Source organism: Edwardsiella ictaluri ATCC 33202, from assembly GCF_000264785.1.
In the GTDB taxonomy this organism is placed as follows: Bacteria; Pseudomonadota; Gammaproteobacteria; order Enterobacterales; family Enterobacteriaceae; genus Edwardsiella; species Edwardsiella ictaluri.
Window position 1 is genome coordinate 52,977 of sequence record NZ_AFJI01000075.1, and the last position, 11,736, is coordinate 64,712.

Below are 11,736 nucleotides of genomic sequence, written 5' to 3' on the forward strand. Positions count from 1 at the left end.
ATGAGAATTGGTCACGGTTTTGACGTGCACCGCTTCGGCGGCGAGGGGCCGCTGATTATCGGCGGTGTGCGCATCGCGCATCCACAGGGGCTGCTGGCCCATTCCGATGGTGATGTCGCTCTGCATGCGGCGACTGATGCCCTGTTGGGGGCGGCGGCCCTGGGGGATATTGGCAAGCTGTTCCCGGATACGGATCCCGCCTATAAGGGGGCGGACAGCCGCGCGCTGCTGCGTGAGGCATACCGCAGCATTCGTGCCAGGGGCTACCGCCTGGGTAATCTGGATATTACCCTGATTGCCCAGGCACCCAAAATGGCGCCGCACATTCCGCAGATGCGGGTGTTTCTGGCCGAAGATTTACAGTGCCCGATTGATGATGTCAACGTGAAGGCGACCACCACTGAAAAGCTGGGCTTTACCGGGCGTGGGGAGGGGATCGCCTGCGCAGCGGTGGCCCTGCTGATCAAGGAGTAAACGATGGAGTTTTCTACGCTGCAGTATCTGCATGGGCGCCCGGTGGCGACCGGGGTGGTCAAAGCCTTTGCCGAGGATTTTTTTGTTGCAGAGGATCTGGGATTTACCCCGGACGGCGAGGGTGAGCATGTGCTGGTTCGCCTGCGTAAAGAGGGGTGTAATACCCAGTTTGTGGCGGAGAATCTGGCCCGCTTTGCCCGTATCGCCGGGCGTTCGGTCAGCTACGCCGGGCTGAAGGATCGTCATGCGGTGACCGAGCAGTGGTTCTGCCTGCATCTACCGGGGCGTGATACGCCAGACTTCAGCCAGTTTGTGCTGGAGGGATGTCAGGTTCTGGCCGTGGCCCGCCATCGAAAGAAGCTGCGTATCGGTACGCTGCGTGGCAACCAGTTCCGCCTGGTGCTGCGTCACATCAGTGACAGCGCCGAGGTCGAAGAGCGCCTGCGCCGGGTGGCGACGCAGGGTGTGCCCAACTATTTTGGCGAGCAGCGCTTTGGCCGTGGCGGTAATAATCTGCAGCAGGCGCGTCGCTGGGCCACCGATCAGATTCGGGTGAAAGAGCGCGCCAAGCGCGGTTTCTATCTCTCCGCGGCGCGCAGCGCGCTGTTTAATTTGTTGGTAAGTGAGCGGCTGGCTGCGGGTTGTTTTTCTCGGGTTCTGGCGGGCGACGCGCTGCAGCTGACCGGTCGCGGCAGCTGGTTTGTCGCCCGGGAGGCGGAGCTGTCGGTGCTGCAGCAGCGGCTGGACGTCGGCGAGCTGCGCATTACGGCGGCGCTGCCGGGCGACGGTGACGGGGGCGTCGGCGGCGATGCGGCAGAGTTTGAACGTCGGGTGCTATCTGAGACGGCTGATCTGCAGGCCCTGCTGACGCGTGAGCGGGTAGATCCAGCACGCCGTGCGGTGTTGCTGCAGCCGCAGGCGATGACCTGGAGCTGGTGGGATGACGCCACCGTCGAGCTGACCTTCGATCTGCCCGCCGGTAGTTTCGCCACCAGCGTAGTGCGTGAACTGTTCTGTCAGGAAAACTCCGATGCGGATCTTGCTGAGTAATGATGATGGTGTAACGGCTCCCGGTATTCAGACGCTGGCAGCGGCGCTACGAGAGTTTGCCCAGGTGCAGGTCGTCGCTCCGAACCGCAATCGCAGCGGGTCGTCCAATGCCCTGACGCTGGAGTCACCGCTGCGCAGCGAAACCTTGGCCAACGGCGACATCAGCGTGATCGACGGTACGCCGACCGACTGCGTCTATCTGGGGGTCAATGCGTTGATGCGCCCGCGCCCGGATATCGTGATCGCCGGTATCAACGCTGGCCCTAACCTGGGAGATGACGTGATCTACTCCGGCACGGTGGCGGCGGCGATGGAGGGGCGCCATCTGGGCTTTCCTGCGCTGGCGGTATCTCTGGACGGTGAGCGTCACTATGACACGGCGGCGGCGGTCACCTGCCGACTGTTGCGTATGCTGTCTGATGCACCGCTGCGCAGTGGGCGCATTCTGAATGTGAATGTGCCGGACGTCCCACTGACGGCGATCCGAGGCTGGCGCGTAACCCGCTGCGGCAGCCGTCATCCGGCGCAGACGGTGATCCATCAGCAGGATCCGCGCGGTAAGCCGCTGATGTGGATCGGTCCGCCGGGGGCCAAGCAGGACGCCGGTGAAGAGACCGATTTCGCCGCCGTGGCGGCGGGCTATATCTCCGTGACGCCACTGCAGGTGGATCTGACCGCCCACGGTGCGCGTGGCCGCCTGGCGGAGTGGCTGGGCCGGGTGGATAAGGGCGGTGCGGCATGGTAGATGTTGATCGCCGGGTTCTGCTGCTGATCCAGCAGCTGATGCGTCAGGGGATCCGCGATGAGGCGGTGCTGAAAGCCATTGCTTCTGTGCCGCGCGAGCGCTTTATCGATGAGGCCATGTCCCATAAGGCTTATGACAACACCGCGCTGCCGATAGGGCTGGGGCAGACTATCTCTCAGCCCTATATGGTGGCGCGGATGACTGAGCTGCTGGCGTTGCAGGCGGCTTCCCGGGTGTTGGAGATAGGCACTGGCACCGGCTATCAGACGGCGGTGCTGGCGCATCTGGTGCCTCACGTCTATTCGGTCGAGCGGATCAAGAGCCTGCAATGGCAGGCTAAACGACGTCTCAAGCAGTTGGATTTACACAATGTATCGACCCGTCACGGCGATGGATGGCTGGGCTGGGCGTCGCGCGGTCCCTTTGATGCCATTATCGTGACCGCAGCAGCACCGGAGATCCCGCCGGTGCTGCTGGCTCAGCTGGCCGAAGGGGGGCGCTTGGTGCTGCCGGTCGGCGAGCAGTCCCAGCCTCAGTTTCTGCGGCGTATCCAGCGGCGCGGCGGCGAATACCTGGTCGAATCGATCGAGCCGGTGCGCTTTGTCCCGCTGGTGAGCGGTGAGCTTGCTTGACGGGCAATGGCACACCTCGCTGTGCAGAAGAGTGCCATTGCCGTTATGCTGAACTACGATGGCCTGCGGCGGAGCGCGCCGTAGACGTTTCTGTCGCAGCCCTGCTGAGGCGAATAGGGATAATTCTTACTTAATCCGTATTTGACCTGCGGGCGCTTTTTAGTGTCCAATTCCCTGACTTAGGGTATGAATACAATATTTGGCTGAGCGATATCAATGCCTTTCGGCCAGCATGGGCCGACGCTAATCCAGCGTTTTCCGGGTGTATCAAATGACTTATTTAAGAGAAGAATGCTGTCATGGGGGGGCATGAGCATGGGAAGCCCAATGATTAAATGGCGCCGGGTGGCGGTGTGTACGCTGGTTACAATGTGGCTGGCTGGGTGTAGCAGTAGTAATAGTTCCGCACCGATAAGTTCAGTAAATGGCTCGGGCGGTGGACGCATGCTCTCCTCCAGCGGTCGTGTGCAGACGGATGCCCGCGGACATATTGTTTATAACCGCAGCTATCAGTCGATTCCCAAGGGGAGCTATAACGGTGAAGCCTACACCGTTAAGCGCGGCGATACGCTGTTTTATATTGCCTGGATCACCGGCAGCGATTTCCGCGATCTGGCTGTGCGCAATAATATTCAGGCGCCCTATAGCCTGAATGTCGGACAGGTTATCCGCATCGGCGGAAACGGCGGCGGCGGTATGTTGGCCTCCAATAATATTGTTCCCGTTCAGCCAAGCAGTGCACAAATTCAGACGACGAATGTTGATTCTAAATCGGCCAGCGCGTATTCTGACCCTTCGGGTAAACAGAATGTAGGCAGAATGTTGCCTGCAGCAGGAGTGGCAAGTGCCGCTCCTGCCGTTTCCGCGTCGTCATCCAGCTCTGCGCCGGTAGGGACTTGGCGCTGGCCGACTGACGGTAAGATTATCGAAAACTTCTCGTCTGCCGAAGGGGGCAACAAGGGGATCGATATTGCAGGCTCGCGTGGCCAGCCGGTGCAGGCCACCGCCGATGGGCGGGTGGTGTATGCCGGTAATGCGTTGCGCGGCTATGGAAACCTGATCATCATTAAACATAATGATGATTACCTGAGCGCCTACGCCCATAACGACACCATGCTGGTCCGGGAGCAACAAGAGGTGAAGGCGGGTCAAAAAATTGCCACCATGGGCAGTACCGGTGCCAGCTCAGTTAGATTGCACTTTGAAATTCGTTACAAGGGAAAATCCGTAAACCCGCTGCAATATCTGCCGCAGCGATAGTTTGAGCAGGATCGCTGTATCCTGCTCGCAAATCACGGGTAGGGTACAGCTATGAGTCATACTACGCTGAAAGTTAACGAATTACATGATGAAGTCGAGTTGGAGGATGGCGTTGAGGACGGTTTTGACGAGAAGGACCTCGTTGAAGAGTCCATGGAAAATGACATCACCGATGATGAATTGCTGTCTCAGTCTGTTTCACAGCGCGTTCTGGACGCCACGCAGCTTTATCTTAGCGAAATCGGTTATGCGCCGCTGTTGACGGCGGAAGAGGAGGTTTTCTTTGCCCGCCGGGCCCTGCGTGGGGATGAGGCATCGCGTAAGCGGATGATCGAAAGCAACCTGCGACTGGTGGTCAAGATCTCCCGCCGCTACAGCAATCGCGGTCTGGCACTGCTGGATCTTATCGAAGAGGGTAATCTGGGTCTGATCCGCGCGGTAGAGAAGTTTGACCCGGAGCGCGGCTTCCGTTTTTCGACCTACGCTACCTGGTGGATCCGTCAGACCATTGAGCGGGCCATCATGAACCAGACCCGCACCATCCGTCTGCCTATCCATATCGTTAAAGAGCTTAACGTCTATCTGCGCACCGCCCGCGAACTCGCTCATAAGCTGGACCATGAGCCGAGCGCGGAGGAGATCGCCGAGCGGCTGGAGAAGCCGGTGCATGATGTCAGCCGTATGCTGCGTCTCAACGAACGGATCACCTCAGTGGATACCCCACTGGGCGGCGATTCGGAGAAGGCGCTGCTGGATATTCTGACTGATGAGAACGAAAGCGGGCCGGAGGATTGCACCCAGAACGATGACATGAAGCAGAGCATCGTCAATTGGCTGTTTGAGCTGAACGCCAAGCAGCGCGAGGTGCTGGCGCGCCGCTTTGGCCTGCTGGGCTATGAGGCCGCCACGCTGGAGGACGTTGGGCGAGAGATTGGCCTGACCCGCGAGCGGGTGCGTCAAATCCAGGTTGAAGGGCTGCGGCGCCTGCGAGAGATCCTGCAGATGCAGGGACTGAGTATCGAGGCCCTGTTCCGCTGAGCGGCGTGGTCAAAAAAACGGTGAAGCCAAGGCTTCACCGTTTTTTTATCGCTATAGCATCCCCTTGAGGCGATAGAGCCAGTCCAGCGCCTGGCGCGGCGTCAGCACATCGGGATCGATAGCGGTCAGCGCTTCCAGCGCCGCCGACGGCTCCGCCTCGACCAGCAGTGGCAGTTGGGCGCCGTCTGCCTGGCTCTGGTTGCCGTGCTGCGATAAGGTTTCCAGCTCACGCAGTTTCTGGCGCGCGCGTTTGATCACCTCGCGTGGCACTCCGGCCAATGCCGCCACCGCCAGCCCATAGCTCTTACTGGCCGCGCCGTCCTGCACGCTGTGCATAAAGGCGATGGTCTCGCCGTGCTCCAGCGCGTCCAGATGCACGTTGTAGACCCCCTCCAGCTTTTCCGGCAGGGTGGTCAGCTCGAAGTAGTGGGTGGCGAACAGCGTCATCGCCTTGATACGGCTGGCCAGACTTTCGGCGCAGGCCCAGGCCAGCGACAGGCCGTCGTAGGTGGAGGTGCCGCGGCCAATCTCATCCATCAGCACCAGACTGTGCTCGGTCGCGTTGTGTAGGATATTGGCCGTTTCGGTCATCTCCACCATAAAGGTGGAGCGGCCGGAGGCCAGATCGTCGGCGGCGCCGACGCGGGTAAAGATGCGATCGACCGGGCCGATGACGGCGCGCTGCGCCGGGACGAAGCTGCCGATGTGCGCCATCAGCACGATCAGCGCCGCCTGGCGCATGTAGGTGCTCTTGCCGCCCATGTTGGGGCCGGTGATCACCAGCATGCGCCGTGCGCCGGACAGGGTCAGCGGGTTGGCGATGAAGGGCTCCCTGAGCACCTGCTCCACGACCGGGTGTCGCCCCTCGTCGATATTGATCCCGGTGCGTTCGCTCAGCTGTGGGCGGACGTAGCCGTAGCGGTCGGCCCGCTCGGCCAGGCCGCTCAGGACGTCCAGCTCGGCCAGCGCCGTCGCGCTCTGCTGTAGCGCCGCCAGGTGCGGCAGCAGCAGGTCGAACAGCTCGTCATACAGCTGCTTCTCCAGCGCCAGCGCCTTGCCCTTCGAGGTCAGTACCTTATCCTCATACTCTTTCAGTTCGGGGATAATGTAGCGCTCGGCGTTTTTCAGCGTCTGGCGGCGAACGTAGTGGATAGGCACCAGGTGACTCTGTCCACGGCTGACCTGAATATAGTAGCCATGCACCGCGTTAAAGCCGACCTTCAGGGTATCCAGCCCCAGCTTCTCACGCTCGCGGACCTCCAGCCGGTCGAGGTAGTCGCTGGCGCCGTCCGCCAGTGCACGCCACTCGTCGAGCTCGGCGTGATAGCCGCTGGCGATCACGCCGCCGTCGCGTACCAGCACCGGCGGCGTTTCGACCAGCGCCCGCTCCAGCAGTTCGCACAGGGCATCGAAGCGGCCAGCCTGACGCGCCAGCGGCGCCAGCGCCTCACTGCCGCGCTCGCCGAGCAGGGTTTGCAGGGTTGGCAACTGCTGGAAGGCGACACGCATGCGTGCCAGATCGCGTGGACGGGCGCTGCGCAGCGCCAGCCGGGCCAGAATGCGCTCCAGATCGCCGACCTGGCGCAGCAGGGGCTGCAGATCGTCAATCAGCGGCAGCAGCGCCTCGATGGCATCCTGACGCCGCTGCAGCGCCTGGCGATCGCGGATCGGCATATGTAGCCAGCGCTTGAGCATCCGGCTGCCCATCGCGGTGACGCTGGCATCCAGCACTGCTGCCAGGGTATTTTCCTGCCCCCCGGCCAGATTCTGGGTCAGCTCCAGATTACGCCGGGTGGCGGCGTCCATAATGATGCCGTCCTGCTGGCGCTCCATGGTGATGGCGCGGATATGGGGCAGCATGGTGCGCTGGGTATCTTTGGCATACTGCAGCAGGCAGCCGGCTGCGCGCAGCGCCTGGGGGGCCTGTTCGACGCCAAAGCCGCTCAGATCGCGGGTGCCGAACTGTAGGTTGAGCTGCTGGCGGGCGGTTTCCAGCTCGAACTCCCACATCGGGCGGCGGCGCAGCCCACGGCGCTGCTCGATCAGCGCCATGGAGGTAAACTCCTCTGGGTAGAGCAGCTCCGCAGGATTGGTGCGCTGCAGCTCCGCGGCCATGCTATCGGCGTCCTGCGGCTCGGCAGCACGGAAGCGTCCGGAGCTGATATCCAACGTGGCGTAGCCAAAGCCGTTGGGCGATTGCCAGATCGCCGCCAGCAGGTTGTCCTGCCGCTCGCTGAGCAGGGCCTCATCGCTGACGGTGCCCGGTGTAACGATCCGTACCACCTTACGCTCTACCGGTCCCTTGCTGGCGGCAGGATCGCCAATCTGTTCGCAGATAGCCACCGACTCCCCCAGCTGCACCAGCTTGGCCAAGTAGTTTTCTACCGCGTGATAAGGCACACCAGCCATCGGGATTGGCTCCCCGGCAGAGGCGCCGCGTTTGGTCAGGGAGATATCCAGCAGCTGTGACGCACGGCGGGCATCGTCATAAAACAGTTCGTAAAAGTCTCCCATTCGGTAAAACAGCAGGATGTCTGGGTGCTGCGCCTTGAGACGCAGATACTGCTGCATCATGGGGGTGTGAGCGTCAAGATTGTCCGTGGTGGTCATAGGTTTGCGTATCCGTGTGATAGAGCCGGCCTGACGGGAGAGCGGCGGGCAGGTACGCCCGCGCCCGGGCATACCCAGGCCAGAAAACCGTTAACTGAGCATGATAACCAACTCTTTCGGGCAGGGGAACCGCAGTGCGTTTTGTGGAGCGCCCGCGGCGATCAGGCCACCGGTGGTGGTGGCGTTTGATGGCAAAGGGCGGCAGAGAGCTGTAGCCATACATGGGGCGGGTCAGCCTCAGCTGATGCAGCGCGACGCGGACTATAGAGGTTTTTCACTCTGACGCCATGCTGCTGGGCCATCGTCAGCAGAGAGGCGCCCTCGGCGCTCTATTTCAGTACCCGTCGCTCCTGCTCGCCAGCTGCAGCAACCTCCGGCGCAGGTGAGGTGGGTCATACCAGACGGCGTCGAATGTCATCGCCAGCAGCAGGCGCTTCAGGCCGGGATGGCGGTTATCCAGAACGGCCAGCAGTTGCAGCTTCGCGCGATGGCATCGCTGTAGAGTGGCAACCCGTTGACTCAGTTCGCCAAGGCGCTGGCTGTTGAGAGTACCGGCACAGGCGATGCTCCTCATTGGGCCGGCATCCTGCCGCTCGTGATTTAGCGCTTATAAAGAGGGGCGCTGGAGGGGCTTCAGATATGGGGTCAGAAGGGCTGATAATCCCTGGGCAAAGATGAGAGCAAGGGGCGACGATGTAGATCAGGGGGTCTATCAGGCGATGCGTGTGGAGATATCGCTGGCCACATGGCACCTCCGCGTAAGGCTGGCTGGGGCCCATTAGGTGTAGATGCTGTGGGCGGGCGGTTCATTCGGCGTGGGGCTGCAGGGAAGAAACGCGCCCGGCTCAACGGAGCCGGGCTAAAGTGGATTAGTGCGCCGCGTTGTCGGCAGGCTTAATCTCACCTTTGATATCCATGACCTTCTTCTGCGGATGCTGTTTGCAGACCTTCATGACCTGGGGAACGGCGATAGTTTCGACTTCATTCCAGTCGACGTAGTCGCCGCCTTTATAATCAGTATCTTGATTGAGCATCCAGAAGGCGACCGGTGTCATCGCCTTAGGGTTCAGGTTAACAAATTCTTTGCAGGTCATATTCTGCGGAGTGGTTTCCGTGGCGGCCTGGGCCAGACTGGCAACGCCCAGCGTCAGTGTGCCCAGAACTGCGGCGAGTAGCGTCATTTTCATTACTGTCACTGCCTCACTTAATTATTGTACGATAAATCGAATATGTATTTTTGTATTACATATTTCTGTTATCTTGCCAGCAATGCGGGGCCTTTTCAAGGGAGAGCGATGCTGCCTCGCTGGAAAAGGCGTCATGAGGACTATAGTCGTAAATAGTGTACGGCGGTGCAAAATCTGCCGCTTTAGCTGCATAATGCAGGCCGGGCCATCTGCTGGCTTTTACTGCCCCCTTGATGTGAGCAATAAAACGACATTATTTCGGTGCCTCAAGATAGATTTGTTATTGCTATTTCATCGATAGATAAATAAAGGTGCAATATGACTGAATTGTTGCTGGGTCCGGCCGATATAACATAGTTACGGGTAACCGCTCCAGAGTGATGTCGGTATTGATTACGTTGGCGATCGGGGCGCTGGGGTTACCTCACGACAGGATAACGATAAAACCTATTTAGCCGATGCGCGGTCGGTCTTTTATTTGAGGGAAAGTCATGTTGGCGGCAGTACGCAGTTATTTTCAGCGAGTGACAATTGGGGGGCGGATCGTCATCTGCTTTGGCGTGGTACTGGTACTGGTGCTGTTGCTGGCATCGGTCAGCGTGTGGCAGGTTGGCAAGATTAAAAGCTCGCTGGAGCAGATTAACGATGTGAATAACGTGAAGCAACAGCTGGCGGTGGATCTGCGCGGCAGCGTGCACGATCGCGCTATTGCGCTGCGCGACGTCGTGCTGGTGGAGCCGGATGCTCTGGCGCCTATCGTGCGGGATATTGCCCGGCTGGGGGGGGATTATCAGCGGGCCTGGCAGCGCTTGGGGCAGCTGCGCAGCGGCAGTGCCGGATTTAGCGCAGAAGAGCAGCGGGTCTATAGCGAACTGGCGGCGACGGAGTCTCAGACCTTGCCGCTGATCGCACAGGTGATCGCCCTGCGCGAGGCGGGGCAGCTTGAGCAGGCGTCTCAGCTGCTGCTGCAGCAGGCTGGCCCCCGTTTTGTGACCTGGCTGAAGCAGATCAATGCTTTTATTACCATAGAGGATGGCTATAGCAATGCGCAGACCCAGGTTGCGCGCGGGGTTTCCGAACACTTTCGCTTTCTGATGCTGGTACTGGCCGCGATCGCCGTCGCCACGGTGGTGTTGATCGCCATGTCGATACGGAGCACCATCAGCGGTACGCTGGGCGCCGAACCGGTCGCGCTGCGCCGTCTGATCAATGCCATTGCCGCTGGCGATCTGCAATATCGACTGGCCATAGCGTCGGTGCCGGAGGGGAGTATTCTGGCCGCGACCCAGGAGATGCAGCGGGCACTGACTAGCCTGCTGGGGCAGGTGAAAACGTCGGTACAGCAGGTTTCCGGTGTTAGCCAAGGCTTGACCGGTGGCAGCGGTGATCTGGCTTCTCGCAGCGACAGTCAGTCTTCGTCTATTCAACAGACGGCGGCGGCGATCGCGCAGTTTGCGGCGGCGGTAAAGCGTAACTCCGAGAACGCCGGCCAGGCGGACAGGCTCGTGGCCGATGCCGGGGAGCAGGTGGCCGAGGGAAGCCGGGTGATCCATGCCGTGGTAGCGGATATGGAGCACATCATCAAGGATTCTGCGGAGATCTCCGATATTACCCGAATTATCGAGTCCATCGCATTTCAGACTAATATCTTGGCGCTGAATGCGGCGGTTGAAGCGGCGCGGGCCGGCAGTCAGGGGCGCGGTTTTGCAGTGGTAGCTGCAGAAGTTCGCTCTCTGGCCCAGCGTTCGTCGGTCGCCGCCCGCGACATCGGCCAGCTGTTGGCTCGCTCGGTACAGCGGGTACGCAGTAACGCCCAGTCTGTTGATAGCGCCGATCGCTGTATGACCCAAATCGATGCGGCGATGCAGCAGGTGAAATGCGCGGTGAACCTGATCAGCGCAGACTCCGCCGAGCAGGCCGGAACGGTGGATGGCGTCGTCAGTGCGGTGGCCTTTATGGACAGCGGTATTCGTCAGAACGCGGCCCTTTCAGAGCAGTTGGCGGGCGATGCCCGTGCGCTGGAGGAACACGCCCGGTCACTGCATGGTACCATCGCCCAGTTCCGTATCTAAGCCCTGAGCATCCGTTAGGGCGCCATTTCACCGCCCCGCGTTGCGGGCGGCGAAATGGTTTTATTTCACGTCATCATTTCCTTTTTTATCTATTACTTTGGTTAACGTTATTCTTTTCATCGTTATTTTAATAGTCATATAAATAACCGATGTGAATAATTTGTCTGTTTACCTATTCTGGCGATCACTTAAGCAGACAGACCAGCTACAACTGATCGGTTTTATGACCAACGCTGTAGCCTGCTTGGTGGAAATTACGCCGACGATTGGGTATGTAGTGATTCAGCCTGTGGCGATGATTGGTGTTATTGTCCCACGGGTTTGCTATGCCCGCGTCATGTTATTCAGGCGCTATCTTAACGATGTGCTTGATGTATTTAGTGTGCAGGGTATAGGGGCTTACCGGTACTATTCTGGCCGGGGGGGACTATGCGGTAGCACGCGAAAGGGCTTTTGACCGGAAATAGCATTCAGCGGGTGAAGCCGGTAACAGCGGTACGGTTCGTCAGTGTATGGTCATTTGTGGTGGCGTTGTTGGCCCTGTGGATTGTGAATAACCTCACTTTGGGGAGAATAATTCAGCGTAACGTAAAGAGTGGCACCTTGGAGGTCATCGTTGATGGGAGAGAATATGTTTACACTACGAAGCGCTAATCTGTCCGACAGGA

The 11,736-nt window shown here is 59.9% G+C and carries 10 protein-coding genes; 7 read left to right on the forward strand and 3 right to left on the reverse strand.

Annotation, left to right across the window (positions count from 1 at the left end):
- The 6 genes from ispF to rpoS all read left to right on the forward strand — a co-directional run bounded on the left by ispF (position 1) and on the right by rpoS (position 5,199).
- Positions 1-474, forward strand: coding sequence for a 2-C-methyl-D-erythritol 2,4-cyclodiphosphate synthase (gene ispF, locus EIEH_RS10980; RefSeq protein WP_015872478.1), 474 nt, complete (start codon positions 1-3; stop codon positions 472-474).
- Between the two features lie 3 nt (positions 475-477).
- Entirely contained in the window at positions 478-1,524 is a 1,047-nt protein-coding gene (truD, locus tag EIEH_RS10985; RefSeq protein ID WP_015872477.1) for a tRNA pseudouridine(13) synthase TruD, read from the forward strand.
- Positions 1,505-2,269, forward strand: a complete 765-nt coding sequence (surE, locus tag EIEH_RS10990) for a 5'/3'-nucleotidase SurE (protein ID WP_015872476.1) — start codon at positions 1,505-1,507, stop codon at positions 2,267-2,269. Before truD ends, surE begins: the two co-directional genes overlap by 20 nt.
- The gene (locus tag EIEH_RS10995; protein ID WP_015872475.1) at positions 2,263-2,901 is read left to right on the forward strand and encodes a protein-L-isoaspartate(D-aspartate) O-methyltransferase; all 639 of its coding nucleotides are present in this window, start codon (positions 2,263-2,265) and stop codon (positions 2,899-2,901) included. Before surE ends, EIEH_RS10995 begins: the two co-directional genes overlap by 7 nt.
- A 327-nt stretch (positions 2,902-3,228) precedes the next feature.
- Positions 3,229-4,161: a murein hydrolase activator NlpD gene (nlpD, locus tag EIEH_RS11000; protein ID WP_081490041.1), complete on the forward strand. Its 933-nt coding sequence runs from the start codon at positions 3,229-3,231 to the stop codon at positions 4,159-4,161.
- A 51-nt stretch (positions 4,162-4,212) separates the two neighbouring features.
- Positions 4,213-5,199, forward strand: a complete 987-nt coding sequence (gene rpoS / locus EIEH_RS11005) for an RNA polymerase sigma factor RpoS (protein ID WP_015872473.1) — start codon at positions 4,213-4,215, stop codon at positions 5,197-5,199.
- A gap of 51 nt (positions 5,200-5,250) precedes the next feature.
- Here the strand turns inward: rpoS and mutS are convergent, their stop codons facing one another.
- The 3 genes from mutS to hdeB form a co-directional block, all read right to left on the reverse strand.
- Positions 5,251-7,809, reverse strand: a complete 2,559-nt coding sequence (mutS, locus tag EIEH_RS11010; RefSeq protein ID WP_015872472.1) for a DNA mismatch repair protein MutS — start codon at positions 7,807-7,809, stop codon at positions 5,251-5,253.
- A 334-nt stretch (positions 7,810-8,143) separates the two neighbouring features.
- Complete coding sequence (locus EIEH_RS19710; RefSeq protein WP_015872470.1) at positions 8,144-8,383, reverse strand: hypothetical protein; 240 nt, start codon at positions 8,381-8,383, stop codon at positions 8,144-8,146.
- A gap of 295 nt (positions 8,384-8,678) precedes the next feature.
- Complete coding sequence (gene hdeB / locus EIEH_RS11020) at positions 8,679-8,996, reverse strand: acid-activated periplasmic chaperone HdeB (protein WP_015872469.1); 318 nt, start codon at positions 8,994-8,996, stop codon at positions 8,679-8,681.
- 491 nt (positions 8,997-9,487) lie between these two features.
- On the opposite strand from hdeB, the gene EIEH_RS11025 reads away from it, so the two are divergent.
- Positions 9,488-11,068 carry a methyl-accepting chemotaxis protein gene (locus tag EIEH_RS11025; protein ID WP_015872468.1) on the forward strand — a complete coding sequence of 527 codons (1,581 nt, stop codon included), beginning with the start codon at positions 9,488-9,490 and terminating at the stop codon, positions 11,066-11,068.
- Positions 11,069-11,736: the final 668 nt, after the last annotated feature.

What these genes read in the sequence shown, in the direction of transcription:
- ispF (WP_015872478.1), top strand. Translation starts at nt 1, where the DNA reads ATGAGAATTGGTCACGGTTTTGACGTGCACCGCTTCGGCGGCGAGGGG.
- truD (WP_015872477.1), top strand. Translation starts at nt 478, where the DNA reads ATGGAGTTTTCTACGCTGCAGTATCTGCATGGGCGCCCGGTGGCGACC.
- surE (WP_015872476.1), top strand. Translation starts at nt 1,505, where the DNA reads ATGCGGATCTTGCTGAGTAATGATGATGGTGTAACGGCTCCCGGTATT.
- EIEH_RS10995 (WP_015872475.1), top strand. Translation starts at nt 2,263, where the DNA reads ATGGTAGATGTTGATCGCCGGGTTCTGCTGCTGATCCAGCAGCTGATG.
- nlpD (WP_081490041.1), top strand. Translation starts at nt 3,229, where the DNA reads ATGATTAAATGGCGCCGGGTGGCGGTGTGTACGCTGGTTACAATGTGG.
- rpoS (WP_015872473.1), top strand. Translation starts at nt 4,213, where the DNA reads ATGAGTCATACTACGCTGAAAGTTAACGAATTACATGATGAAGTCGAG.
- mutS (WP_015872472.1), bottom strand. Translation starts at nt 7,809, where the DNA reads ATGACCACCACGGACAATCTTGACGCTCACACCCCCATGATGCAGCAG.
- EIEH_RS19710 (WP_015872470.1), bottom strand. Translation starts at nt 8,383, where the DNA reads ATGAGGAGCATCGCCTGTGCCGGTACTCTCAACAGCCAGCGCCTTGGC.
- hdeB (WP_015872469.1), bottom strand. Translation starts at nt 8,996, where the DNA reads ATGAAAATGACGCTACTCGCCGCAGTTCTGGGCACACTGACGCTGGGC.
- EIEH_RS11025 (WP_015872468.1), top strand. Translation starts at nt 9,488, where the DNA reads ATGTTGGCGGCAGTACGCAGTTATTTTCAGCGAGTGACAATTGGGGGG.